Source organism: Arthrobacter sp. EpRS71 (assembly GCF_001512285.1).
Lineage (GTDB): Bacteria > Actinomycetota > Actinomycetes > Actinomycetales > Micrococcaceae > Arthrobacter.
The window spans coordinates 1,539,780-1,564,251 of sequence record NZ_LNUV01000006.1 but is presented as its reverse complement, the minus strand read 5'-3'; the positions used below and the strand labels follow the sequence as shown (position 1 = coordinate 1,564,251).

The 24,472-nt window shown below is 62.3% G+C and carries 27 protein-coding genes and 1 tRNA gene; 17 read left to right on the top strand and 11 right to left on the bottom strand.

Features of this window, described 5'->3' with window-relative positions; translation table 11 throughout:
- Nucleotides 1-16: 16 nt before the first annotated feature.
- From AR689_RS17535 to AR689_RS17525, 3 genes are all read left to right on the top strand, one after another.
- Complete coding sequence (locus AR689_RS17535) at nt 17-1,306, top strand: histidine kinase (protein ID WP_062072168.1); 1,290 nt, start codon at nt 17-19, stop codon at nt 1,304-1,306.
- Nucleotides 1,303-1,995, top strand: coding sequence for a response regulator (locus tag AR689_RS17530; RefSeq protein WP_062072166.1), 693 nt, complete (start codon nt 1,303-1,305; stop codon nt 1,993-1,995). The genes AR689_RS17535 and AR689_RS17530 overlap by 4 nt, the downstream gene beginning before the upstream one ends.
- A gap of 96 nt (nt 1,996-2,091) precedes the next feature.
- Nucleotides 2,092-2,535, top strand: a complete 444-nt coding sequence (locus AR689_RS17525) for an Lrp/AsnC family transcriptional regulator (RefSeq protein WP_062072164.1) — start codon at nt 2,092-2,094, stop codon at nt 2,533-2,535.
- Nucleotides 2,536-2,576: 41 nt separating this feature from the next.
- Here the strand turns inward: AR689_RS17525 and AR689_RS17520 are convergent, their stop codons facing one another.
- From AR689_RS17520 to AR689_RS17510, 3 genes are read right to left on the bottom strand one after another with little or no spacing between them, the layout of a single operon-like run.
- The gene (locus tag AR689_RS17520; RefSeq protein ID WP_062072162.1) at nt 2,577-3,956 is read right to left on the bottom strand and encodes an aspartate ammonia-lyase; all 1,380 of its coding nucleotides are present in this window, start codon (nt 3,954-3,956) and stop codon (nt 2,577-2,579) included.
- A gap of 11 nt (nt 3,957-3,967) precedes the next feature.
- Nucleotides 3,968-5,383, bottom strand: a complete 1,416-nt coding sequence (locus AR689_RS17515; RefSeq protein WP_062072161.1) for an aldehyde dehydrogenase family protein — start codon at nt 5,381-5,383, stop codon at nt 3,968-3,970.
- Nucleotides 5,376-6,422, bottom strand: a complete 1,047-nt coding sequence (locus tag AR689_RS17510; RefSeq protein ID WP_062072159.1) for a homoserine dehydrogenase — start codon at nt 6,420-6,422, stop codon at nt 5,376-5,378. Before AR689_RS17510 ends, AR689_RS17515 begins: the two co-directional genes overlap by 8 nt.
- A 285-nt stretch (nt 6,423-6,707) precedes the next feature.
- On the opposite strand from AR689_RS17510, the gene AR689_RS17505 reads away from it, so the two are divergent.
- From AR689_RS17505 to AR689_RS17495, 3 genes are all read left to right on the top strand, one after another.
- A complete protein-coding gene (locus AR689_RS17505; RefSeq protein WP_062072158.1) occupies nt 6,708-8,150 on the top strand; it encodes an amino acid permease in 1,443 nt (480 codons plus the stop codon).
- Between the two features lie 84 nt (nt 8,151-8,234).
- Nucleotides 8,235-9,389 carry an alanine racemase gene (gene alr, locus AR689_RS17500; RefSeq protein ID WP_062072156.1) on the top strand — a complete coding sequence of 385 codons (1,155 nt, stop codon included), beginning with the start codon at nt 8,235-8,237 and terminating at the stop codon, nt 9,387-9,389.
- Nucleotides 9,390-9,424: 35 nt separating this feature from the next.
- Entirely contained in the window at nt 9,425-10,189 is a 765-nt protein-coding gene (locus tag AR689_RS17495) for an IclR family transcriptional regulator (RefSeq protein WP_062072154.1), read from the top strand.
- Here AR689_RS17495 and AR689_RS17490 read toward each other — a convergent pair.
- The 3 genes from AR689_RS17490 to AR689_RS17480 are packed head-to-tail and all read right to left on the bottom strand — an operon-like array spanning nt 10,186 to nt 12,198.
- Nucleotides 10,186-10,986, bottom strand: coding sequence for an IclR family transcriptional regulator (locus AR689_RS17490; protein ID WP_062072151.1), 801 nt, complete (start codon nt 10,984-10,986; stop codon nt 10,186-10,188). The genes AR689_RS17495 and AR689_RS17490 overlap by 4 nt on opposite strands.
- Nucleotides 10,987-11,011: 25 nt before the next feature.
- On the bottom strand, nt 11,012-11,752 hold the full coding sequence (locus tag AR689_RS17485) for a cyclase family protein (protein ID WP_062072149.1): 741 nt from the start codon (nt 11,750-11,752) through the stop codon (nt 11,012-11,014).
- Nucleotides 11,749-12,198, bottom strand: coding sequence for a hypothetical protein (locus tag AR689_RS17480; protein WP_062072148.1), 450 nt, complete (start codon nt 12,196-12,198; stop codon nt 11,749-11,751). Before AR689_RS17480 ends, AR689_RS17485 begins: the two co-directional genes overlap by 4 nt.
- Before the next feature lie 178 nt (nt 12,199-12,376).
- Here AR689_RS17480 and AR689_RS17475 point away from each other — a divergent pair, with 178 nt between their 5' ends.
- The 3 genes from AR689_RS17475 (at nt 12,377) to AR689_RS17465 (ending at nt 16,236) form a co-directional block, all read left to right on the top strand.
- A complete protein-coding gene (locus tag AR689_RS17475) occupies nt 12,377-13,264 on the top strand; it encodes an intradiol ring-cleavage dioxygenase (RefSeq protein ID WP_062072146.1) in 888 nt (295 codons plus the stop codon).
- Between the two features lie 37 nt (nt 13,265-13,301).
- Entirely contained in the window at nt 13,302-14,609 is a 1,308-nt protein-coding gene (locus tag AR689_RS17470) for a M18 family aminopeptidase (RefSeq protein WP_062072144.1), read from the top strand.
- A 220-nt stretch (nt 14,610-14,829) separates the two neighbouring features.
- Complete coding sequence (locus AR689_RS17465) at nt 14,830-16,236, top strand: amino acid permease (RefSeq protein ID WP_062072142.1); 1,407 nt, start codon at nt 14,830-14,832, stop codon at nt 16,234-16,236.
- 86 nt (nt 16,237-16,322) lie between these two features.
- On the opposite strand, the gene AR689_RS17460 is transcribed toward AR689_RS17465, so the two are convergent.
- Nucleotides 16,323-16,982, bottom strand: coding sequence for a DUF1345 domain-containing protein (locus tag AR689_RS17460; protein ID WP_062072141.1), 660 nt, complete (start codon nt 16,980-16,982; stop codon nt 16,323-16,325).
- Nucleotides 16,983-17,008: 26 nt separating this feature from the next.
- Nucleotides 17,009-17,179 (bottom strand): hypothetical protein, encoded by a 171-nt coding sequence (locus tag AR689_RS23415; protein WP_197412917.1) that lies wholly within the window; start codon nt 17,177-17,179, stop codon nt 17,009-17,011.
- A gap of 131 nt (nt 17,180-17,310) precedes the next feature.
- On the opposite strand from AR689_RS23415, the gene AR689_RS17455 reads away from it, so the two are divergent.
- The 3 genes from AR689_RS17455 (at nt 17,311) to AR689_RS17445 (ending at nt 19,144) form a co-directional block, all read left to right on the top strand.
- Nucleotides 17,311-17,393 (top strand) — tRNA-Leu (locus AR689_RS17455).
- A gap of 192 nt (nt 17,394-17,585) precedes the next feature.
- A complete protein-coding gene (locus AR689_RS17450) occupies nt 17,586-18,236 on the top strand; it encodes a TetR/AcrR family transcriptional regulator (protein WP_156424633.1) in 651 nt (216 codons plus the stop codon).
- A 5-nt stretch (nt 18,237-18,241) separates the two neighbouring features.
- Entirely contained in the window at nt 18,242-19,144 is a 903-nt protein-coding gene (locus AR689_RS17445) for an SDR family NAD(P)-dependent oxidoreductase (protein WP_062072138.1), read from the top strand.
- Nucleotides 19,145-19,177: 33 nt separating this feature from the next.
- On the opposite strand, the gene AR689_RS17440 is transcribed toward AR689_RS17445, so the two are convergent.
- Nucleotides 19,178-19,510, bottom strand: coding sequence for a YnfA family protein (locus tag AR689_RS17440; RefSeq protein WP_062072137.1), 333 nt, complete (start codon nt 19,508-19,510; stop codon nt 19,178-19,180).
- 232 nt (nt 19,511-19,742) lie between these two features.
- Between AR689_RS17440 and rpsF the strand changes: the two genes are divergently transcribed.
- From rpsF to rplI, 4 genes are all read left to right on the top strand, one after another.
- On the top strand, nt 19,743-20,048 hold the full coding sequence (rpsF, locus tag AR689_RS17435; RefSeq protein ID WP_011776755.1) for a 30S ribosomal protein S6: 306 nt from the start codon (nt 19,743-19,745) through the stop codon (nt 20,046-20,048).
- A 50-nt stretch (nt 20,049-20,098) separates the two neighbouring features.
- A complete protein-coding gene (locus AR689_RS17430) occupies nt 20,099-20,680 on the top strand; it encodes a single-stranded DNA-binding protein (protein WP_011776754.1) in 582 nt (193 codons plus the stop codon).
- 128 nt (nt 20,681-20,808) lie between these two features.
- Nucleotides 20,809-21,048: a 30S ribosomal protein S18 gene (gene rpsR / locus AR689_RS17425; protein WP_003800144.1), complete on the top strand. Its 240-nt coding sequence runs from the start codon at nt 20,809-20,811 to the stop codon at nt 21,046-21,048.
- An 18-nt stretch (nt 21,049-21,066) separates the two neighbouring features.
- Nucleotides 21,067-21,519: a 50S ribosomal protein L9 gene (gene rplI / locus AR689_RS17420; protein WP_024818808.1), complete on the top strand. Its 453-nt coding sequence runs from the start codon at nt 21,067-21,069 to the stop codon at nt 21,517-21,519.
- Nucleotides 21,520-21,605: 86 nt separating this feature from the next.
- On the opposite strand, the gene AR689_RS17415 is transcribed toward rplI, so the two are convergent.
- The gene (locus AR689_RS17415; RefSeq protein ID WP_062072135.1) at nt 21,606-22,028 is read right to left on the bottom strand and encodes a DUF1801 domain-containing protein; all 423 of its coding nucleotides are present in this window, start codon (nt 22,026-22,028) and stop codon (nt 21,606-21,608) included.
- An 83-nt stretch (nt 22,029-22,111) separates the two neighbouring features.
- Between AR689_RS17415 and AR689_RS17410 the strand changes: the two genes are divergently transcribed.
- On the top strand, nt 22,112-22,963 hold the full coding sequence (locus AR689_RS17410; protein WP_062072133.1) for a PhzF family phenazine biosynthesis protein: 852 nt from the start codon (nt 22,112-22,114) through the stop codon (nt 22,961-22,963).
- A gap of 7 nt (nt 22,964-22,970) precedes the next feature.
- On the opposite strand, the gene AR689_RS17405 is transcribed toward AR689_RS17410, so the two are convergent.
- Entirely contained in the window at nt 22,971-24,446 is a 1,476-nt protein-coding gene (locus AR689_RS17405) for a DUF6297 family protein (RefSeq protein ID WP_231745578.1), read from the bottom strand.
- Nucleotides 24,447-24,472: the final 26 nt, after the last annotated feature.

The window sequence follows — 24,472 nt, the reverse complement described above, 5'->3', positions numbered from 1 at the left end:
CGTCTAGGCTCATTTCATGACTGAAGCTCCACAGATGAAGGACGCATCGGCCACCACGGCCGATGCGTCCTTTGCTGAAATTGCCCAGCGCCGCAGGGGCCGGATCCGGCGCTACTTCTATGAGCGTCCTCGCGCCATGGATGCTGTGGTGATCCTCTGCTACGTTCTGTTGGCGCTGCCCACCATTATTGCGTCGGCCGTCGACGGCAAATGGCTCGTGGTGGCCATACTGCTGTTGATTGCCACGGCGTTGTTCTTTAGGCGCCGATTCCCGCTGCAAGTGGTTCTCGCCGTCGCACTTTTTGAAATAGCGGCCACCATCCTGAACCCTTGGGGCTCGAACGTTTCCGCGGGCCTGTGGTTCGCCCTGTACGCGGTGGCAGCGCTCCGGAGGCGCGCACTCACGCTGGTGGTGTTCGCTGCAGCCAGCCTGCCGTTGAGCCTTTTGTACTTGTTCATGTGGACGAGTCCCAGCCAGATGGATAACTTGCAGGATGTCCCGGAGAACTTCCACCTCATCAACAACATCACCACTGCTGTAACCATCCTGCTCTCCAACCTTCTGGCAACGGGCATCGGCATCTCGGTGCGCCAGCGCCGGGAGCATGAAGCGGAAATCGCGGCATGGGCTGCGCGGACAACGCAGCTTGGCAAGGTCACTGAACGCAACAGGATCGCCCGCGAAATGCACGACGTCGTTGCGCACTCGCTGACAGTGATGATCAGTCTCTCGGACGGTGCCGCGGTGGTGGTCAAAAAGGACCCGCAACGGGCTGGCGACGTCCTCGGCGAACTGTCGCGCACGGGAAGGGCCGCACTGGCGGATATGCGCCGTGTACTCGGCGTTCTCCGGGACGATTCCGGGCGGCCGGCACCGCTGACGCCCCTTGAATCCGGGCAGAACCTGGCAAAACTCCTGGACGGTTTCCGGACTGCTGGATTGCCGCTGCACTACGCCCATACGGGCCCCGGCCTCCCGGCCGATCCGGCCTTTGAACTCACCGTTTACAGGATTGTGCAGGAGTCCCTCACCAATGTATTGAGGTATGGGCGTTCGCTCAGCCGTGTTGACGTTCACGTGGCTCGCGACGGCGATTTGGTCACCATTGACGTGCTCGACGACGGCCGTGGAACCCGCGAGGGCGGCAGCGAATTTGCGGGCAGCCTGGGGACCGGGCAAGGCATTGCTGGAATGAATGAACGTGCCGGAATCTATGCTGGAATCGTTACTGCCGGTCCGGGAAAAAGGGGAGGCTGGGCGGTTCACGCCGAGCTCCGCTGGAACGGCGACAAGGGGGAATCATGACCGAAAACATCATCAATGTGCTGCTGGTGGACGATCAGCCGCTGCTGCGCATGGGCTTCAGGCTCATTCTGGAAGGCGAAGAGGACTTTCACGTGGTGGGCGAGGCTTCGGACGGGATTGATGCCGTCCGCCAAGTAGAAGCCCTGCAGCCGGACGTTGTCCTGATGGACGTGCGCATGCCAGGCATGGACGGCATTGAGGCAACGCGACGCATCTCGGATTCAGGATCCGATGCGCGGGTCATCATCCTCACTACCTTCGATCTTGATGAGTACGCCTTCAGCGGCTTGCAAGCCGGGGCATCTGCGTTCCTGCTCAAGGACGTTGCACCATCTGAACTGGTTCAGGCGGTGCGCCTGGTGGCCAGCGGCGATGCGGTGGTGGCGCCGCGGGTCACTCAACGCCTGCTGGAAACGTATGTCCGCGGCGGCGTGGTCCCGGGGAATTCGCCTGCTCCGCACCGCGACCCGCTCCTGGACGAACTCACACCGCGTGAAACCGAAATACTCACCACCATTGCGGAGGGCCTTTCCAACGCTGAGATCGCCCACAAGTTCTTCCTTTCGGAGGCCACGGTGAAGACGCACGTGCGGCGGATCCTGAGCAAGCTCCAACTGAGGGACAGGGTGCAGGTAGTGGTCTATGCCTACGAAACCGGGCTGGTGGTGCCCAGCAACCCGGATTACTGACCGGAACCCTGTCGGCACCTGGCCGGCGGGGTCCCGGCGCCCAGTATCATTTCCTTCTGGGCCGACCGGCCATAACGATCCTTTGGAAGGGGACGCATGGAGCGAGCGGGCCTCGACGCCATAGACCAAAGGATCCTGTCGGAGCTGACCAAAAACGCCCGCATTCCGCATGCCGAACTGGCGGGCAAGGTCCTTCTTTCCCGCAATGCGGTGCGCCAGCGGATCGAGCGGATGGAGAGGCAGGGCTACATCCAGGGGTACACCGTGGTGGCAGGCCTCGATACCCAGGATTTGGTGTCCGCTTTCCTCATGGTTTACAGGAAAGACCGGATGCGGGGCGCCGACGTCCTGAGCGAACTCCGCGCCATCCCGGAAGTGGTCCTGTGCGATGTGCTCAGCGGCGATTTCGATCTGATTGTCCGGGTTGAAGCGCGTTCGCATGGGAGGATCCGGGAGATTTGGGAACAGATTTCAGCCCTTCCCGGGGTCTCGGACACGGTGACAGCAGTGACGCTGTCCAACGTGATCCGCAGGGCCTGACCCCGGGAACCTGGCCGGCGCTTGGGTGTTGAAGGCGTCCGTCAGGTGCTGACGGCGTCCAGAATCAACTGTGCGTCCTCTCTTTCCATGAAGCCTAGAGCCGCCACCGCATCAATCACCGCCATCTGCCCATCCTTGGCCTTGTGCGCGACTTCAGCTGCGGCGGCATAGCCAATCGCCGGAATAAACGCGGTGGCAAGTCCTGCAGACCGGGAGACCCGCCGCCCGAGCTCTGCCTCGTTGGCCGTAATGCCTTCGATGCAGTGCGTCCGGAGGATCCGCACGCCATTGGTAAGCCAGTCGAAGCCCTGGAACAGCGCGTTGGCAATCACCGGTTCAAAGGCGTTGAGCTGGAGTTGCCCGTTGTCCGCTGCCATGGTCACGGTGGTGTCCGCGCCCGCAATGGCGAACGCGATTTGGTTGAGGGTCTCGGGTATCACCGGATTGACCTTGCCCGGCATGATGGAGGAGCCGGCCTGCCGGGCCGGCAGCAGGATTTCAGCAAAGCCATTCTGGGGACCGCTGGAAAGCAGCCTCAGGTCGCTGCTGATCTTGGACATCTTGATGGCCGACCGTTTCAGCATTCCTGAGACGTGCATGAAGACTCCGACGTCGGAAGTCGCCTCGAGCAGGTCCGCGGCGGGCACCAACGGCAATCCGGAGATTTCCGAGAGAGCATCGACTGCCCGGGCGCGGTAGCCCGGTACGGCGGTAATTCCCGTGCCGATGGCCGTGGCCCCCAGGCTGCATTCGAGCATGAGATCCGCCGACTCCTGCAGCCTGCACCGGTCCTCTTCGATCGTGGCGGCAAACGCGTGGAACTCCCGGCCCAGGGTCATGGGAACCGCGTCCTGCAACTGGGTGCGCCCCATCTTCACCACATGTGCGAATTCGTCACCTTTGATCCGCATGGACTCCGCCAAAGCGGCCAGCTCATGATCCAGGCAATGGATCGCGGAGATCAGGGCCAGTTTGATGGCCGTGGGGTAGACGTCATTCGTTGATTGGCACCTGTTGACGTGGTCAATGGGGTGCACATACTCATAACGCCCCCTGGCGTGGCCCAGGTGCTCCAACGCTACGTTGGCGATCACCTCGTTGGCGTTCATGTTGGTACTGGTTCCGGCACCACCTTGAATCATGTCCACGCAGAAGTGCCCGTGGTGATTCCCGCCCTCGATTTCCCGGCATGCGTGATCAATGGCCGCGGCAACCACGGGGTCGATCGCCCCAAGATCCCTGTTGGCCCTTGCCGCGGCACGCTTCACCATGGCCAAGGCCACCACCAGTCCCGGGTACCGGGAGACGGGGACCCCGCTGATGGGGAAGTTATCCAGTGCCCGGGCAGTGTGGGCACCCCAATAGGCAGCTTCCGGAACCGGGATGGACCCCAGGGAATCCCGCTCACGTCGATGCGTCATGATCCATGTCCTCAGTTGTTGATGCAGACGACTTTGGGCTGGGTCATTTCTTCGTAAGCGAAGCGGACTCCCTCACGCCCCATGCTTCCGTACTTGGAACCTCCGAAGGGCATGCCGTCGAACCGGTAGTCGGAGGAGTCATTGATCATGACCCCGCCGGCCTGGATTCTGCGGGCTGCTTCCATGGCCTGGCCCAGCGAGGCTGTGAAGATCCCGGCGTGGAGACTGAAGTCAATCGAGTTGGCAACGTCTATGGCTTCATCGAGGCCGTCCACCGGACGCAGCATCACCACGGGGCCAAACACTTCCTCTGCCCACAATCGGCTGTCTTCCGGGACGTCTTCCAGGACTGTTGGGTGCAGGACGTTTCCCTGGACCTGGTTCCCGGCGAGAAGCACGGCTCCTGCGTTCACCGCGAGATCGATCTTGGTGCGCACTTCTTGCAGGGCGGAGACGCTGATCATGGGACCCACGTCAGTTGTTTCCTCCGAGGGGTCGCCGGCTACCAACGCGCTGGTTCCAGCGAGGAACAGTTCCTTGAACCGAGCGTAAACTGCCTTGTCCACCAGGATTCTTTGAACGCCGACGCAGTTCTGGCCGGCCGCCCAGAACGCTCCGGATACGCAGGACGATGCTGCTTCCTGAAGATCGGCGTCTCCCATGATGATCACGGGCGCGTTTCCGCCCAGATCCATGGAGAGCCTCTTGAGGCCCGCCGTCTTCGCGATACTTTCGCCGGTGGAAAAGCCGCCAGTGAAGGACACCATCCGGACATCCCGTGCAGCAATGATGTGCCCTGCGACCCCACGGCCGCCGTGGACCACGGTGAGTACGTTGTGGGGCAAACCGGCTTCTACCAAGACTTCAGTGAGCAGCTGGGCTGACAAGGGAGTCAGGGCGGAGGGTTTGAGGATGACGGCGTTTCCGCCCGCAATGGCGGGTCCGATCTTGTGGGCCACGAGGTTGAGGGGATCGTTGAAGGGCGTGATCGCCAGGATCATGCCCAGGGGCTCCCGGGTGAACCATCCTGTCCGGTTTTCAGAGCCCTGGTAGGCATCGAACGGGATGACCTCACCGGCGCTGCGACGTGCTTCGGCCGCGGACAGCCGAAGGGTGTTGACAGCGCGCAGGACCTCCTTGCGTGCCTGGCGGATGGTCTTGCCGGCTTCGGCAACGATTGTCCCGGCAAAAGTGTCCCGCCGTTCTTCCATCAACGCGGCGGCTTTGTCCAGAATCTCCGCCCGGGCATGCCGGGAAAGGTCCGCAGCCACCCGGGCTCCCGCACGGGCGGCTTCCAGGACGGCGTCAACATTCGCGTCGTCGGTCAGGGGGACAGCACCCACCACGCGGTGGTCGTAGGGGCTGGTGACATTCTGGAAGGCCGGAAGGGCCTGAGATTCCGTTGCGGTACCTGATGCCTTAAGCATGGGAGGCCACCTTTGATGCAGCGTGCATTTCAATGATGTCCGAAAGAAGTGCGTAGGCGGTCTCCACGCGTCCGGCACCCGGGCCGGACACGGTTACCGGTCCCAAGAGGTCCGTGGTGAAGCAGACTGCATTGGTGGCCCCGGATATTCCTGCCAGGCCATGGTCCAAGGGCAGGGCCATCGGTTTGACGCTTGCGATGACGGAGCCGCCGGGCGGGATGCGCGCGGAGCCCACCAGCTTCCAGCGCAGCCCTTGGCGGGCGGCATCCTCAATAGCCCCGCGGGTGACGGAGGAGATGCCTTCGCAGCTGACGTCCTGCAGGGAGATGCCCGCCCCCAGAAGCTGGTTGGCGAGAACCAGGACCTTGAGGCGAACGTCGTAGCCCTCAATGTCGGCGGCCGGGTTGGCCTCTGCGTATCCCAGATCCTGTGCTTCCTTAATGGCATCACCCAGATCCATTCCGGCTTCCATACGGCCCAGCACGTAGTTGCTGGTTCCGTTGAGGATGCCCTCGAAACCGCTGATCCTGAGTCCGGCGAACATCTTCCTGGCGAGTCGGATCACAGGGGTTCCGCTCATCACGGCGCCTTCGAATTCGAAGTGCACGCCATTCATTTCGGCCAATGCCGACAGCTCAGGCCCTTGCAGGGCCACCGGGCCCTTGTTGGTGGTGCATACGCTCTTGCCTGACTCCAGCGCCCAGCGGACGTGGGATACAGCCGGCTCCCCGTCTTCAGGGTTGGTGAACGTTGCTTCACACACGATGTCAGCCGTGCAGGTGCGGATTACTGACTCATTGTTGGTGTCCTCCGAACCGCCATGGTCAGCAAAGGTCTCGCCCTGCCCCAGTCCAAGCACCAGCGGAAGATCGATTCCGTCGGCCTTCACCAACGAGCCCAGGCGAAGATCGGTGATGGCTACAACGCGGAGGCCAAAGCCCAATTCGCTGGAAAGTTCCTTGCCTCGGGTGGCGATAAGTTCGGCCAGGGTGCGGTTGACGCCGCCGAAACCGATCAATGCGAGGTCATAGGTCTTCATGGTTCTCCTTCATGGGTGGGGTGGATGGTTCAATCTTGGGGCAGCTCCCTGTCCGTCCCACCATGTTGTTTTGCCCTATTCCGTGGGCAGATCGACCATTTGGCTGCCGTTATGTCCAGACCCGATTTAGGCAATGCGTGCATCATGTGCATTAACAAATGCATTTAATGACTACTGAACCTCTTTCTGTGTTACCTTCGTCACTACAGACGCCATTCCCGGCACCCTCACCCCCGGATGTCCCAAGGCGTAACCTTCGCATCTGCCACTTACCGGAGACACCACATGGAATCTTCAACACCTTTGCAACTGGACAATCCACCCACGGCCACGGCTACCGAAGCTGAGGCCGGGCTACGCCGCTCAATGGGCCCACGCCACCTCATCATGATCGCCATGGGTGGTGTGATCGGATCCGGCCTGTTCCTGAGTTCCGGATACACCATTTCCCAGGCCGGTCCCCTGGGTGCCGTGATCGCCTACCTGATTGGCGCCTTCGTGGTGTATCTCGTGATGGCCTGCTTGGGGGAGCTGGCAATCGCCTACCCCGTGTCAGGGGCATTCCACATCTACGCGTCCCGATCCATCGGCCCTGCCACCGGTTTCGCCACCGCCTGGCTCTACTGGCTCTGCTGGGCCGTGGCCATCGGGTCCGAGTTCACGGCATCGGGGCTCCTCATGCAGCGCTGGTTCCCCGACGTCGAGGTCTGGGTTTGGTGCCTGATCTTCGCCGCGGTTCTTTTTGGCTTGAACGCCTTCTCTTCCAAGTTCTTCGGCGAATCCGAGTTCTGGTTCTCCATCGTGAAGGTGGGTGCCATCATCGCGCTGATCGTGTTTGGCGGTGCCGCATTGCTGGGCTTCCATCCGCTGTCCGGGTCCACCAACCACCCGTTCCTCCTGGAGAACTTCAACACCTCCGGAGGACTCTTCCCCAATGGCTTCACAGGAGTACTCGTCACGGCCCTCGCAGTGTTCTATGCCTTCTCCGGGTCAGAACTGATCGGCGTTGCCGCCGGCGAGACCAAGGACCCTGCCAAGAACATTCCCAAGGCCATGCGCAGTACTGTGATCCGGCTCCTGATCTTCTTTGTGGGCGCCATTGCCGTCATTGCGGCCACGGTTCCTTATGACCAAGTAGGGCTGGACGAGAGCCCTTTCGTCACCGTTTTCTCCTCAGTGGGTATCCCCTTCGCGGCGGACATCATGAACTTCGTGATCATCACGGCCCTGCTTTCCGCCGGCAACAGTGGGCTGTTCTCCTGCGCACGCATGCTCTATTCACTGGCTGATGAAGGCCAAGGCCCCAGGGCCCTCAAGCGCCTGACCCGCCGGGGCATTCCCTTGGTGGCGCTGTCCGTGAGCATGGTGGGCGGATTGGCCTCCTTGGTCAGCAGTGTTGCGGCCCCTGAGACCGTCTACCTTGCCCTGGTTTCCATCGCCGGTTTCGCTGTGGTGGGTGTCTGGATGTCCATTACGGCCTCCCACTTCTTCCACCGCAGGGCGTTCATCCGCAACGGTGGCCGGCTGTCCGATCTCAGCTACAAAGCTCCGTTCTTCCCTGTGGTGCCGATCCTCGCCTTCGCCCTGTGCCTGGTGTCCCTGGTAGGCATTGCCTTTGACCCAACCCAGGTTGCTGCCCTGTACTTTGGTATTCCCTTCGTGGCGGCATGCTACCTCTTCTTCCACTTCCGTTACGGGGCGAAAGCCAAAGCGAAGCGTTCACGCTGACGTAAACCATTGAGCTGACGTAAACCAATGAGCAACACGGCCGGGCACCATGCCCGGCCGTGTTGCCTTATCCGAGGAACCGGAATGACCATGAGTGACACCAGGCCTGCGGTCACGGCCGGCCTTCCCAGCTGGCTGGAAATCGATGGTTCCGCGTTCGGCAGGAACGTGCAGGCTGTGCAGGGCATGCTGGACGGCCAGTCCATGTTGTGTGCGGTGATCAAATCAGATGCATACGGGCATGGAGCGGACATGCTGCTGCCGTCCCTGGTGGCTGCCGGTGTTCCCTATATAGGGGTTGGAACCAACGCTGAGGCCGGCATGGCCCGCAAGCACGGATTCGCGGGCCGGCTCCTGCGGGTCCGGGCAGCGGCACCGCAGGAGGTGCACGCAGGCCTCCCCCATATGATCGAGGAGCTGGTCGCCGATCCGCAGAGCGCCTGGGAAATGAGTCGGATAGCCTCGGGGGCGGGGCGAAGGCTGCGCGTCCACCTGGATATCAACTCGTCCGGAATCAGCCGGCACAGCCTGGATGTCTCGTCGTCCTTGGGCCGGGCCTGCGCGGCAGGAATCGTGGGCCATCCGGGTTTGGAACTCGCCGGCATCATGACTCATTTCCCCCTGGATGACCCGGAGCATATCCACAGTGGGCTCCGGCAGTTCAGGTCAGAGGCGACCGCAATTCTCCGCGCGGCCAACGTGGACCGCAGGAAGGTGTTGCTGCACGCCGCAAACTCTTTCGCAGCGCTCAACATCCAGGACTCGTGGCTGGACATGGTGCGCGCGGGTGCTGTGCTCTATGGCGACTCGGACCCGAAGCACACCGGATTCGAGCGGTGCCTGGCGTTCAAGGCCCGGATTGGATCCATTAACCGGTATCCGGCCGGGACCAAGGTGGGTTACGGCCACACCCATACGCTGGCGGTGGACTCCAGGCTGGCCACCGTGACCGTGGGTTACGGCGACGGGTACCGGCGGGCCTTGGGCAGGGGCGGAACTGTCCTGGTCCGGGGGCAGCGGGCTCCGGTGGTGGATGCCATTTCCATGAATTCCATGGTCGTCAACGTTTCCGGGATCAACGATGTGAACCCCGGAGATGAGGTGGTGCTCTTTGGGCGTCAGAATGATGCGGAAATCACCGCGGCCGAGCTCGAGTCCGCCAATGCAGGAATACTCGCGGACCTGTACACGGTGTGGGCCAGGGACTCCCGTGTCCTCAGGGCGGATGTGCACGTGTGAGAATGGCGTGAGTGCTTGGTGGAAGGAGCGGATCAGTGGAGGTGTCTCCGGAAGCTTCGTCTTTGGCGCAAGGCCTGCGCCTGGTCCGGCTGGTTACTGACCGCGAAAAACAGGGCCGCCAGCTGCTGGGAGTCTCCCAGCTGGCCGCCGAACTGGACATGGAGCAGAGCCGCGTCTCACGCTTGGCGCAGGAACTGTGTGACTTGGGATTGCTGGAAAGGGTGGACCGCGGCCCCTTCCGCGCAGGACCGGGTTTCTTCAGCCTGGCCGCCTCCCTCAACGTTGGCTGGGTCCAGGAATCCCGGGCAGAGCTCGAAGAGTTGGTGTCCAGCCTGGGCCTGAGGTCCCGGCTCTCCGTGCGGCAGGGTGTCCGGGTCCTTCTGCTGCGATCCTCAACCAATAACTCAGTACTGGGTGGCTTTGCCAAGCCCGGAATGGTCACGCCTGTGTGGTGCACGGGAGCCGGGCGTGCCTTGCTCTGGGACCACACTCCCGCGGACTTGGAATCCCTGCTCCAGGGCGTGAACTTCATTGGCACGGGAGGCCCCGCTGCGGCGCATTCCGCGGCGGAAGTCACGGACCTGATGGCGCGGGACAAGCCAGGCGGAGTTGTTGTGGCCGCGGAGGAGTTTGAGCACGACGTCTGGGAACTGGCTGTCCCCGTCCGCTCGGCAGACGGGAATATCCTGGGAGCCCTCAGCGTCCTGGGGAGCAGGTCACAGATGGAAAACGGCGCCCGGGAGATCGCCCCGGTTCTTCATTCGGCCGCGCAGCGATTGGGCGGGACGCCCCAGGACTAGCTGTTTCCGATGGACCCGGGCAGGGTATCCGCGGCCCTTATCCGCCCGCCTGCGGTTGATTCGAGCCACTCACTCCACGAGCGCAGGGCGATAGCAAGGCTTTCGCGCTGCGGTTCCAGCCGCGATTTGGGGCCAACGATCTGCAGGGCAGCCGCTACTTCGCCTTTGAAGTCCCGGATGGGTGCGGCCAGGGAGTAGAGGCCCGGCTCGGCTTCCTCGTCAACAATCGAATATCCGCGTTCACGTGCAGTGCGGAGCCGGTCCAGGAAGTCGTCCACGGACACCGGGGTGTTGGGTCCGTGCTGGGCGAAGTCCACCGATTCGAAAATCTTCCGCACTTCTTCATCCGAGGCGTCCCACAGTAGAGCCTGGCCTGCGTCACTGCAGTAGGCAGGGTAGGGGCGGCCCAGCCACGAGCCAACGAGATTGGCGCTGGCAGGCACCTGCTCGGCAATGGTGACTGTACTGTTTCCGCTCAGCACGCCAAGGAAGCAGGCTTCGCTGGTTTCGGCGGCCAGTCCCTCCAGGGCGGTCAGGCCGTTGGTCTTGAGGCGCTGTTCCGTCACCAGTTGCGCGTCGGCCAGGATGGACCAGTCCAGGCTGTACTCGCGTTGCTCGGACCGCGTCAGGAAACCAGCCTGCTGCGCACCTTTGAGGCTTCGCGAAACCTGGCTCCGGTCCTTGTCCAGGAGGCCTGCGACGTCGGCCACGGTCGCTCCGGCATGGCCGGAAGCATGACGGGCTCCGACGGCGAGGACGGCCATCATGCCGCGGCCCATGCTGGAGGTCTTAGACATGGATCGATTCTAGCCACCCCTTCAATCAGTGGATGGCAAAGACCCTGGCAGGGAATCCGCTGCCGCCCAGGGGTTTGGCCCACGTGGCGATCAGTACAGCGCCTGATTCCGGCAGGGAATCGAGGTTGGCCAGCAGCTCTATCTGCCACTTGTTGCGGGCCAGGACGTACGTTTCCAAGCTGAAGTCCTGGCGGGACGTGGCGAGGCCGGGGTCCGTATCCGTCTGCTCGTGGCCGACTGCGGCCGCGCCCCGCTGTTCGATCAGGTATTCAAGGACTTCCCGGGACCATCCGGGCGTGTGGCTCAGGCCGTCGTCGTCCTTGTTCGCCATGGCATCCGGGTTGGGCCAGCGGTTGCTCCATCCGGTCCGGAGGGCAACAAAGGATCCCTCGGGGACTTGACCGTACTGTGCTTCCCAGGCGAGGACGTCCGCCATGGTGGGGACGGCGTCGTCGTCGTTTTCAACGCGGCCGCTGATATCGAGCACCACCAGCGGGAGAACCATCTCTTCCACGGGTATCTGGTCCAGCGTCCGCCCGCCGCGGATGAAGTGCGACGGCGGATCGACGTGGGTGCCCCACTGGCCCACTATTGAGTAGCGGTGGGCAGTGAAGCCGTCGCCCTTCTCCATATCGAAGAGGGCCTCGCGGGATTCATCCGGGAAAGCGGCAAACCGCGGCTGGCCAGGATGGAAGGCGTGCGTGAGGTCCGTGAAGGTTCTGTTGCGGAGCAGGGGAGCGAGCTCCTGCCAAAGTCCCGTGGTCATGATGCCACGCGGCTTTGGGCAACCGGGGCCAGCACGCTGCTGGAGACGCTCAGGGGCCCTGATACTTCTATCACGGGGACCTCCCATGGGTGGATATCCACGATCCTTTGAACGAGCTGGTGGACGGCGTCGTCCTCCAAAGAGTCATCGAAATAGGAGGTGAAAACGAAGGTCGGCGAAATGGTCCGCTGCCCTACCCGGCCCAGTGTGGGGTTGGCGCCCTCGGCAACAGTGAAGCCCTCGTAGCCCGCGGAGGACTCGAAGACATGATGGTAGTTGCCGAAGCCGCCCAGCTCGGGGCTTTCGGTCAGTGCGTGCAGCAGGGATGAGATGCCGGCGTCCGCCTCCAGCGCGGAGAGGTCACCTCCGGCAAGCTGCGTCATGGTTTCTACCGGGATTGGCCAGTGGATGCGGAGCTTCCGCACTGGTTTCAGCTGGATTTTCATAGATGGAACCTTCCGTGGATATGCGTTCTGTGAGCCATCGTGACACAACGTGACGAGCATTACAAGCATATAAAATTGTCTATATTGCACACTTGCTCTCCAGGAGATGATGAATCTGCACAGTCCCTGCACAGTTTCCCCATGTACAACCCATAGGTGCGACGCGTTTCATGGATGCATGACTACTCCTCACCCCAACCACGATCGCGGCCTTGAGTTTGATCTCTCCACTCTCTTGAGCCGGCGTCGCAGCTTAGGGCTCCTCTTGGGGGCAGGCACCGCAGCAGCCTTGGCGGCTTGTACGCCAAGTACGGGAGGCAGCAGCGCCCCGCCGTCGAGCACTGCCAGCGCTACTGCCGCGCCCACGGCAAGCACGACGGCGGCCGCGTCACCTTCCGCGTCGGCCACGAGCACCGTGACCCGTGCCTTCGCCGAGTGCGGGGTGGAGATCCCGGAGGAGACGCTGGGACCCTACCCGGGCGATGGTTCCAACGGCCCGAACGTGCTTGAAGCCTCCGGAGTGGTTCGTCGCGATATCCGGTCCAGCTTCGGCACGTCCACCACCAAAGCCGAAGGCGTGCCGTTGACGGTTACCTTGACGCTTCTGGACAACTCCAATGGTTGCGCCCCTTTGGCTGGCGCGGCCGTGTACGCCTGGCATTGCGACCAGGACGGGAAATACTCGCTCTACGATTCGGGCCTCGAGGACGAGAACTACCTCCGCGGCGTGCAGGAAGCCGACTCCAACGGGCAACTCACCTTCACCACCATCTTCCCGGGTGCATACAGCGGCCGCTGGCCTCATATTCACTTTGAGGTATTTGAATCCATGAGCAACACGACGGCCGCCGGACAGGTCCTGGCCGTCTCGCAAATCGCCCTCACTGAGCCTGCATGCAAGGAGGTGTATGCCACCTCCGGGTACGAATCAAGTGCCCGGAACTTCCCGAATACCACTCTGACCTCGGACAACGTGTTTGGGGACGACGGCGGAATATACCAACTGGCGACTATGTCCGGCTCGGTTGCGGGCGGATACACGGCCGCGCTGAACGTCACCGTATAGGCGTGCCGGCAACCGGAGCGGGGCTAGACTCGGGGGCATGCCTTCGAATGCCTCCGCCACAAGTGACCACATCAAGGACCTCGGTGCATACGTGTCGGCGTCACCATCCAGCTTCCACGCGGTGCATGAGGCCGCGCGACGCCTGGACGCCGCCGGCTTCACCGGATTGGATGAGCTCCAGCCTTGGGATGGTGGAGCAGGTAAGTTCTATGTGATTCGTGACGGTGCACTTATTGCTTGGGTAACGCCCGAAAAAGCCGGGCCCACCACTGGTTTCAACATTCTTGGCGCACACACCGATTCACCGTCCTTCAAGCTGAAACCGAAGCCCACCACCGGTAAATTCGGCTGGCTGCAGGCGGGCGTCGAGGTCTACGGCGGACCGTTGCTCAACTCCTGGCTGGACCGCGAATTGCAGTTTGCCGGCCGATTGGTCCTGCGTGACGGCACCGAGCACCTGACCGCCACCGGTCCGCTTCTTCGCTTTCCACAACTTGCCATTCACTTGGACCGCGGCGTCAATGACAACGGACTCCACCTGTCCAAGCAGCAGCATATGAACCCCATCTTCGGCCAGGGCGATCCTGCCGGCGAGGACCTTTTGGGATTGCTTGCCGATCGTGTTGAAGGCGCCAGTGTTGATGCCGCGGACATCGGCGGTTACGACGTCGTTGTGGCGGACACGCAGGCACCTGCGGTGTTCGGGGCCAAGAGTGAGTTCTTCGCTTCCGGCCGACTGGACAATCTTTCCTCCACCCACGCGGGCCTGCTGGCTCTGATAGCGCACGCATCCACTGCTCCGGCGGCAGGCCCCATCGCTGTCCTCGCGGCGTTCGACCATGAGGAGATCGGTTCCAATTCGCGCTCCGGCGCCTGCGGACCCATCCTCGAGGACATCCTGGTGCGGATCTCCGACGGCCTGGGTGCTTCGGTGAGCCAAAGGCGGCAGGCCATAGCGGCGTCGTTCTGTGTCTCGGCGGACGCGGGCCACGCTGTCCATCCGAACTATGCGGAGAAGCACGATCCCGCCAACAGGCCGGTGTTGAACGGCGGTCCATTGCTCAAAATCAACGCCAACCAGCGCTACGCAACGGATGCCACGGGAGCCGCTTTGTGGGCCCGGCTCTGCGGTGAGTCCGGTGTCCCGTATCAGGAGTACGTTTCCAACAACGATCTTCCGTGTGGTTCCACCATCGGGCCTCTGACGGCTACCCGCCTGGGAATCAGGACAGTGGACGTGGGCATCCCGCTCCTGTCCATGCACTCCGCGAGGGAACTGTGTGGAGTGGAGGATCCGAAGAGTTTGGCGACCGTTTCGGAGTTGTTCTTCCGGACCACGGTCTAGGTAAAGCCTCAAGCAGTCATTTCAGGGGTATTTCAAATGTTTCCTATAGGAAACATTGATTGCTTCTTTGGTTACATTTTGTGCGTTATCCCTGTTTGTGCGTGGTCAAACTGTTCGGTTGCATAGGATCGACGCCCGTGCAGCAGGTTAGCGTGATGTAGTCATGTGGCCCGTGGCACACCACTGTGGCCACCCCCAAAATGAAGGACGGCGCAGAACCATGCACGCTGACCAACAGCTTTCCAAGTCACTGAAGCCACGTCACCTCTCCATGATCGCCATTGCCGGCGTCATCGGAGCAGGGCTGTTCGTCGGGTCCGGGGCAGCCATCCAGCAAGCAGGCCCGGGCATCCTGGTGGCCTACCTTGCCGCCGGCCTCGTGGTCATCCTCGTCATGCGCATGCTTGGTGAGATGGCTGCGGCCAATCCTGAGACAGGTTCCTTCTCCACCTATGCCGACAAGGCGCTCGGCCGTTGGGCCGGATTCAGCATCGGCTGGCTCTACGCCTGGTTCTGGATCATCGTCCTGGGCATCGAAGCCACGGCTGGTGCCGCCATTATGCATCGCTGGGTTCCCGGCGTGGATCAGTGGGTATGGGCGCTCATCCTCATGGTGCTCCTCACGCTGACCAACCTGGGATCCGTGAAGTCCTACGGTGAGTTCGAATTCTGGTTCGCTTCCATCAAAGTGGCGGCAATCGTCATCTTCCTGCTCGCGGGCATCGTGGCCATCCTCGGCTTCATGCCGGGTGTTTCCGCCCCCGGCGTGGTCAACCTCCTGGATCAGGGCGGCTTCATGCCCAACGGTCCAGGTGCAGTTCTCGCGGGCATCCTCGTGGTGGTCTTCTCCTTCTTCGGCGCCGAAATCGCCACCATCGCCGCCGGCGAGTCAGAGAACCCCGTGGACGCCGTCAAGAAGGCAGTGAAGTCCACCGTGTGGCGCATCCTGATCTTCTACATCGGCTCCATTGCCATCGTAGTGACCCTGCTGCCTTGGAACGATGCTTCCGTGGCCAAGAGCCCCTACGTCGCCGTCATCGAGCTCTACGGAATCCCGGGAGCCGGCACCATCATGGACATCGTTGTCCTCACCTCGGTGCTTTCCTGCCTGAACTCGGGCCTCTACACCGCCAGCCGCATGCTCTTCTCGCTCTCGCAGCGCGGCGACGCGCCCCGCGCCTGGATGAAGATCTCCAAGCGTGGCGTTCCGGCTGCGGCAGTACTTGCATCCACAGTGGTGGGCTTCCTCACCGTGGGAGCCAACTACATCGCCCCGGACACCGTGTTCCTGTTCCTGGTGAACACCTCAGGTGCCATCGCGCTGTTTGTGTGGTTGGTCATTGCCACCTCGCAGTTGATCCTCCGCAAGCGAATGGGGGCCGCCGCCAAGGATCTTGAGCTCAAAATGTGGCTCTTCCCTTACCTCACGTGGGTCACTATAGGCGCCATCGTGGCACTGATCATCGGCATGGTCATCATCGAGTCCACCCGCGAATCACTGTTCCTGTCGCTGGCGCTGGCCGCTATTGTGGTGGGAATCGGCGTGCTCCGCTACCGCCGAAAGAACGCCACACCTTCAACCCCGGAGCTTGGAGGGGAAGCCGAACGCGCCAAGACCGGTTCCTGATCGGCGTCGTTATTTCTTGAAGGGGACAGCCGCCGTCAATACTCGACGGCGGCTGTTCCGTCCCGGAGAGGGGCACCGGCGTGCGGCTACTGGGCCAGGCCGATGACCAAGTTGATGGTGACGGCCAGGATGACCGTTCCGAACAAGTAGGACAGCAGGCTGTGTTTCAGTGCCTCAAGCCGGATGGTGTGATTGCCGAGGTTGGTGTCCGATACCTGGTAGGTCATGCCCAAACTCGTGGCCAGATAGGCGAAGTCCGTGTACTGCGGAGGGCGGTCCTGATTGAAGCTGATACCGCCCACTTCACCCCCGGCACGGCCATCCTGGCTGTAGTACAGCTCGGCGTAGCGCAGCGTGAAGAGGGTTTGGACCAGCATCCAGGACAATCCCACGCACGCCAGTGCGAGTGCTGCAGAGGAAAGACGTGCGCCGGTTCCTTGCGTATGCGAATCGACGATTACTGCGGCCACAGCCGCAAGGCTGGCCAGGTTGGCAACGAGTATGAGGACGTCTGTGACGCCCCGCGAAGGGTCCTCCGAGGTTGCATGGTGCTGCGTCTCCACAGGATCAAGCCGCGCAATCACCACCCACACCCACGCAACGTAGACCAGGGCGGCCACGGCCCAGCCGACTGCCGGAGCGTCCACCCAGTTGCCTAAGGAGCCGGTAGCGGCGAACGCTGACGCGCCGGCCAGAACCATGACCACAAAGCGCAGCCGGCTCCGCTTCACCCTGACGTTGTGCATGTGCTCACCCTAGCCAGTGGAGGAGCTCAAAAGTCTGCACGGCGTGACGGGGCGGTGGCATCTTCCCCGCTGCGCTTTTTGTCAGCCTGCAGAATGCCGTCGCGCACGCCGGCGCGGATCACGAAGTACAGGAAATACAGGGCGATCGCTGAGAACACAACGGTCAGAACCAAGGCACTTATAGGTGTGGCATCCATGGCCCCAACCCTAGCGGCGAGTCACCCGTGGGGCTCTCATGCACCTGGAATCTACGGATTGGTCCCGTTCGTGTTATTGTCTTTGTCGCTGTCAAGGAGAAAAACGAACCATTATTTCTCCTGATCACCTTGCGCGGGTGGCGGAATGGCAGACGCGCTAGCTTGAGGTGCTAGTCCTCGAAAGGGGGTGGGGGTTCAAGTCCCCCTCCGCGCACAAAGAACAGGGTCTCTGTTCGGGAGTTTGAACTCCTGAACAGGGACCCTTTTCGTTAAATACTGCAGAACCTGAGTCGTGACCGGGGCGAGCGGTAGATAAGTGGCCGACGATAGTCGATGTGACGGTGGATCGACTTTCGACTAGATTATGAAATAAAGTCGTTTCGTATCTAAAGTCGAGAGCGGTGTCATGACTGGTGCAGGGAAGCTTGAGGGAAGGCGGCCTGGCCGCCCGACGGATGCTGGACTGAGCCCGGCGATCTTGAATGCGGTGCTCGCATTGTTGGCCGAGAACGGATATGGCCGGCTAACAACCGCGGCCGTCGCCGCCCGCGCGGGTGTCTCGACGGCGACGCTGTACCGGCGCTGGCCATCAAAGCGTGATCTACTGCTCGCTGCGGCCGAGAAGATTGCCGATGCCGAGACTGCACACATCGATACGGGTACCACCGAGGGAGACCTTCGGGAACTGTTCGCCCACAAACGGCGGGTACTCTCCGGCCAGACGGGAGCGGTTTTGGTGGCGCTCGTGGGCGAATCGACCCACGACTTGGAACTGGCGGGAATTGTTCGCAAGAGCCTTTTTGACCCGGTGATGGAGCACCTCGGCGGTATTCTGGAGCGCGCGCGGTCGCGCGGCGAACAAGTTGCCGCGGACGCCTCCTCCGCTGCTCGGCTGGTGATGGGTGCCGTCCTGGCCCGCATTGCATTCGATGCTTTCGGTGATGCACCAGCGTCTGGAGCATCTGAGCTTGACCTGTTGCCGGAAAGCGACGCGGACCTGCTGATTCGGGCGATCACCGCCGGCGCCGGGCGCAATGGCCCGCAACTGGCGGACTGATGGCTATGGAACAGACAATTGTGATGACCGGAGCCAGTCGCGGTATCGGGCGCATCGCCGCCGAGCGAATCATTGCCAAGGAACCAGGCACGCGCCTGGTAGTGCTGGCGCGCGGCCCCGTCGATGATCTGACCACGATGAGCGGGAAGGTCTCTGTGATCTGCACCGACCTCGCTTCTATGCGCAGTACCGCCGATGCCGCCGCCGAGGTCATGAGGCGCCTTGATGCGGGGGTGCTGCCGCCAATGAAAGCATTGGTCTGCAACGCGGGAGTCCAGTACACCAACAACCTCACTGAGACCGTCGACGGTATTGAGGCAACCTTTGCCGTCAATGTGCTGGCTAACCATATCCTCGTGCGGGCCCTGGGTGACCGCTTGGGGAGCCCGGGAAGAATTGTCATGACAGTCAGCGATACGCACTTTGGCGACTTTCGTCACAACCTCGGGATGGTGCCGGGGCCGCGGTGGTTCCCGGCCGATGCGCTCGCCCGTATCGGGGTGTTTCCGGCTCCTGAGAGAACCATGGCCGGGCGAACGGCCTACTCCACCAGCAAGCTCGCCGTGATCTACCTGGTGCACGAGTACGCGAGGCGCCTCCCGCCCGGCGTCGCAGTGATGGGCTACAACCCCGGCTTCGTGCCCGGCACTGACCTCGCCCGCGACGCCGACATGTTCTCCCGATTCGCCATGCGCCGGATCATGCCCTTCTTGACAGCGACACCGCTGGCGACCTCCCCGTCCGCAGCCGGGCGGTACCTCGCAGCCGCTGCGCTGGGCGCTATCGACGCTTCGAGCGGGGCGTACATCGATCGAAACCAGGTTGCGCAGTCCTCATCCGAGTCATACAACCTGGAGCGTGAGCGGGACACCTGGAATTCAGTTGAAGCCCTTACTGCCGCATGGTGATGCTTCGGAATGCCGGGTAGTCCAGAGGGATATTTAGGGCCTCGGCGCAAACATGATGACGCCCACGCCCACTATGCAGATCGCGGCACCGATCACATCCCAGCGGTCTGGGCGGAAGCCGTCAACCAGCATTCCCCAAGCCAGCGAACCGGCAATGAACACGCCGCCGTAGGCTGCCAGGACCCTGCCAAAGTGGGCCTCGGGCTGGAAGGCTGCGAAGAATCCGTAGATGCCCAGGGCAATGATGCCTAGTCCTGCCCACCACCATGCTTTGCCTTCACGGACGGCCTGCCAGATCAGCCAGGCTCCGCCGATCTCTGCGACGGCGGCGAAAACGAAGAGCACGATCGACTTCAGTACGGTCATGACCCCAGTATTGCGTGCTGCGGGCCCCGGTTATCCACATACGTAACGTGGCGGGTTCCAGCCGGAGATTTCGCCGAATAGCTTTGAGTGCAGGAGATGCACTAAGATATTGAAGTCTGTGTTACGCCCTCTTGCCGTGTTTTAGGCCGGGGAGCGCCAATGCAGCATCGCAAATGAACCTCCTGTTACGGAAATACCGTAACCGCTTAGCCCAAAGGAGGTGGGTTCACATATGCGTCCTTACGAATTGATGGTAATCATCGACCCCGAGGTCGAAGAGCGTACCGTAGAGTCGTCGCTTCAGAAGTTCCTCAATGTCATCACCACCGATGGTGGAACCATCGAAAAGGTTGACATCTGGGGCCGTCGCCGTCTGGCGTACGACATCAAGAAGAAGTCCGAAGGTATCTACGCAGTGGTGAACTTCACCGCAGCACCGGCTACCGCCAAGGAACTTGATCGCCAGCTGTCTCTCAACGAGACGATCATGCGCACCAAGATCATCCGCCCTGAAGACCAGAAGGTCGTTGCTGAGTAATCAGCCCCTTCCACGTCTTTACCCCGAAGGAACGAACAAGGAGGCAGTAGATGGCAGGCGAAACCACTATTACGGTCATCGGTAATCTCACCAATGACCCCGAGCTGCGGTTTACCCCGTCTGGCTCAGCAGTAGCGAACTTCACCATCGCTTCTACTCCCCGGACCTTTGACCGCCAGTCCAATGAGTGGAAGGACGGGGAAACCCTGTTCCTCCGCGCATCGGTATGGCGCGAAGCAGCCGAGAACGTGGCCGAGTCCCTCACCAAGGGCATGCGCGTCATAGTTTCCGGCCGTTTGAAGAGCCGTTCTTACGAAACAAAAGAAGGCGAGAAGCGCACCGTTATCGAGCTTGAGGTCGATGAAATCGGCCCGAGCCTGCGGTACGCAAACGCCAAGGTCAACCGTACCCAGCGCTCCGGCGGTGGCCAGGGTGGCTTCGGCGGCGGTAACGCCGGTAATTCCGGTGGCTTCGGAGGTGGCGCTCCTGGTGGAAACCAGGGCGGCGGCAACTCCGGTGGAACCTGGGGCGGCAACCAGCCCGCACAACAGCAGGATGACCCTTGGGCCACGCCCGGTGTCAGCAATGCTGGCGGCTGGGGCAACGGCCCGGATTCCGAACCTCCCTTCTAAACACCAAATAAACGTCCGACGCCGGACACTCACCGGAACTGCCGAAAGGCACTATGGTGACAACCGCCGTCGAACACCACCATCCCGTGGATCAATATCCACGGGCTCCATAGAAAAGGAGCTCCACGATGGCTAAGGCTGAACTCCGTAAGCCCAAACCAAAGTCCAACCCCTTGAAGGCCGCTGACATCACTGTCATCGACTACAAGGACGTAGCACTGCTGCGCAAGTTCATCTCCGACCGCGGAAAGATCCGCGCTCGTCGCGTCACTGGCGTTACCGTTCAGGAACAGCGCAAGATCGCCCAGGCAATCAAGAACGCCCGCGAAGTTGCTCTGCTGCCTTACTCCGGCGCTGGCCGCGGCTAAGGGAAGGGATTAACTAACATGGCAAAGCTCATTCTGACCCACGAAGTAACCGGTCTCGGTGCTGCTGGCGATGTTGTGGAGGTCAAGGACGGTTACGCACGTAACTTCCTGCTGCCCCGCGGCTTCGCTCTGACCTGGTCCAAGGGTGGCGAGAAGCAGGTTGAGTCCATCAAGGCTGCCCGCGCCGCTCGTGCGCACGCTTCTGTTGAAGCTGCCCAGGCCCAGGCCCAGGCTCTGTCCTCCAAGAAGGTCAAGCTCGAGGTGAAGGCCGGCGAGTCCGGTCGTCTCTTCGGCACCGTCAAGCCTGCTGACGTCGCTGCTGCTGTTGAGGCCGCTGGCCTCGGCGCCATCGACAAGCGCAACGTTGAACTGCCGAACCACATCAAGTCTGTCGGTTCGTACACGGCCAACGTTCGCCTGCACGAGGATGTTTCTGCTGTCATCGACCTCGAGGTCGTTGCAAGCAAGTAGTCTCTGACTGCAACGAAGGCCCCCGCTACCGGATTCCGGTGGTGGGGGCCTTTTGCTTTCCCGCACCCTCAAGCTCGGCGCGGGACTTACGGCGTGTTGAGCTCTTCCATGACGTGCTTGTACCCGGTGCGGATCATCTCTGCGAGCACACCCCGGTCCACGTCGTCGAGTTTGTTGACGTAGAGGCAAGCGGCCCCGGTCTTGTGTTTACCGAGTTCGGGAAGCAACCGGTCCGCATCCGGGCCGTACGTCAGCCCGTACAGGGCCAGGTTGGCCTTTCGCGGTGAGAATCCGACGGCGGCTGAGTCACCTTCACGGCCGGTCTCGTACTTGTAGTGATAGCTGCCGAAGCCAACGATTGACGGGCCCCACATGACGGCTTCCTGGCCGGTGATGTCGCGCATCATGTCCAGCAACTCGAAGCCGTCCGCCCGTCGCACGGGGTGCTCCACCCTGGTCAGGAATTCCTCCACGGAGATGTCCGTGGGTTGGGTCTTGTTCTCTGCCATAGGGGTAGTTTTGCAGACGCGGGACGGACGCGTCAGCCCTACGGGTCAACAAACGTGTCGGAGCCCGGTGATAGCCTTCAGCGGTGACTTCAGAAGCCCTGCGCATACGCCCGTTCCACCAAGTGGACGTCTTCTCCGAGGTGCCATATCTCGGCAACCCACTCGCCGTCGTGGTTGATGCCGAAGGCCTCAGCGCGGAGGCTATGCAACACTTCGCCAACTGGACCAACCTGTCGGAGACGACGTTCCTGCTACCGCCCACCCATCCCCAAGCGGACTACAAGGTGCGGATCTTCACGGGCAGCGAGGAGTTCCCTTTCGCCGGCCACCCCACGCTTGGTTCGGCCCATACCTGGCTGCAGGCCGGGGGAATGCCCAAGTCTGAAGGCGTCCTGGTCCAGGAATGCGGCGCGGGTTTGGTCAGGGTCAAGCACGACGCCGGTCGCTTGGCTTTCGCTGCACCACCGCTGACCCGCTTCGGTCCGGTGGAGGACGATATCCGATCCCAGCTCGCGGCTGCCCTGCAGCTTCCGGAGGATGCCCTGCTGGACGCGTCGTGGCTGGTCAACGGCCCCACGTGGATTGGCGTGCTGCTCGGCTCCGCGGAACAGGTGCTGGCCATCGAGCCGGACCTCGTGGCCATGGGTGACCTCAAGGTAGGGGTGATCGGCCCCCATGAGCCGGGTTCCGGCGTCGACTTTGAAGTCCGCACCTTCATCCCAGGGGACGCCATGGTGGAGGACCCCGTGACGGGAAGTTTCAATGCCGGTGCGGCCCAGTGGCTGATCGGAAGCGGTCGGGCACCCGATGAGTACGTAGCCGCCCAAGGTAGTGTCCTGGGCAGGAGCGGGCGTATTCATGTCAAAGCGGAGGATGGCGAAATATGGGTGGGCGGAGCCTCAGCCACGTGCATCGAGGGCACGGTGCTGCTCTAAACGCCGGTTAGGAGCGTTTGGGGCGAGTGAGGACAACCAGAAGGAAGATGCCTGCACTGAAGGCCGCCTGCACAGCGTTAACGGACATCGGCACGTAGCCAAGGTACTGGGCCACCAGCAGGGGAACCATAGCCAGGATAGTCACGTCCAGCCCGCGCATGAGGGAACCAAGTTGGGCCCGCGGGACCGGACCGAACGGGGTTTCAACCGGTGGCGCGGTCCAGTCCGGCGGGGTCCTGGTGGCTGCGCGGAGAGTCCCGGCACCCATGCCGACCCCGGCCAGGGCACCAACGCCTATCAAGGCAGGGTTTGCCGCCCCGAGCAACGCCAACAGACTGCAGAGCACGGCCATCCACACGGACATCGCCACGCACGGCATCAGGGTCCGGCTTGTCCGCACCAGCGCCTGATGTAGTGGAAGCATCGCGTCCAGCTCGGGGACCAAGGCCGTCCTGCGGGCCACGCCGCCGAGACCGGACGCCGTGGCGCACCCGGCGATCACAATGACCGCCAACTGGGCGAACTCGGGCAGGCCACCTTCCACGAACAATATGGCGATGCAGGCGGTGAGCCACAGAATCGGCGGTATCACCGGGGGATTGAGCCTCAGGAAGGCCACCACATCAGCACGGATCAGCGATCTCAGTGGCCCCTGCGCTGGGCGGGCGTAGTAGCTGGCTGCCCGGCCGCCGTCGACCCTTTTGCGGGTGCCGCCCAGCGCACGAAGCACCTCATTTGAGTCCATCATGAATAGGGAAGCCCCGGCGTGCCCGGCAACGGCGCCGCTGCGTACCAGTTCGTCGCCGCGCACTTGGCCGGCGCGTGGCACCACCAGTGCAAGGAGCACGACGGCGGCAACGGCCACCAGCGCTGTGGGCCAAGCCGAGGATGTCAGCGCCGGAAGGACAGAGCACGCCAGAAGTAAGGCCGCCGCAATCGTCGCGCCAAGCCGCGGACCCAGTAGGCGCACACCCAATGAACGCAGACCCACTGAACGCATACCCAGGGAACCCGGACCAATGAAAGCAAGCTGCTGCAGGGCCGCCAGAATCACGGCAATGGCACCTGCGAAGCCGAAGGTGAGCGAAGCAAGAAGGTGATGGAGCGGAGCACGGTCAACAGCGGTCACCATGCTGAAGGGCAGGTAGACAACGGCTGCGCCGGCTCCAGTGATCGCCACTGTGCGCAGGAAGGGCGGCAGGACCATGGGCCGGCGGTCAACGGGAAGCGTCAGCCACCAACTGCTCTCGGCTCCATTCACGGACATCGGTCCTAGCTTCCGTGCAAGGTTGTTGATGACCACGAGGGCAGCGAAGGTCACGGCGGTCCACAACACGGGTTCCGGCAGGACGAGCCATTGCTCGCCGATGATGCTGCCGGTGGTGGAGGCGCGGTTGGCGATTTCATTCCGCAAGGCCAACACGAACGAGGCCGCAATGGTCAGGGAAACGCCAATGCCGAGTCCCCAACTGTAAACGTCCACGAAGCGGGTTCCCCACGAGACCCGGC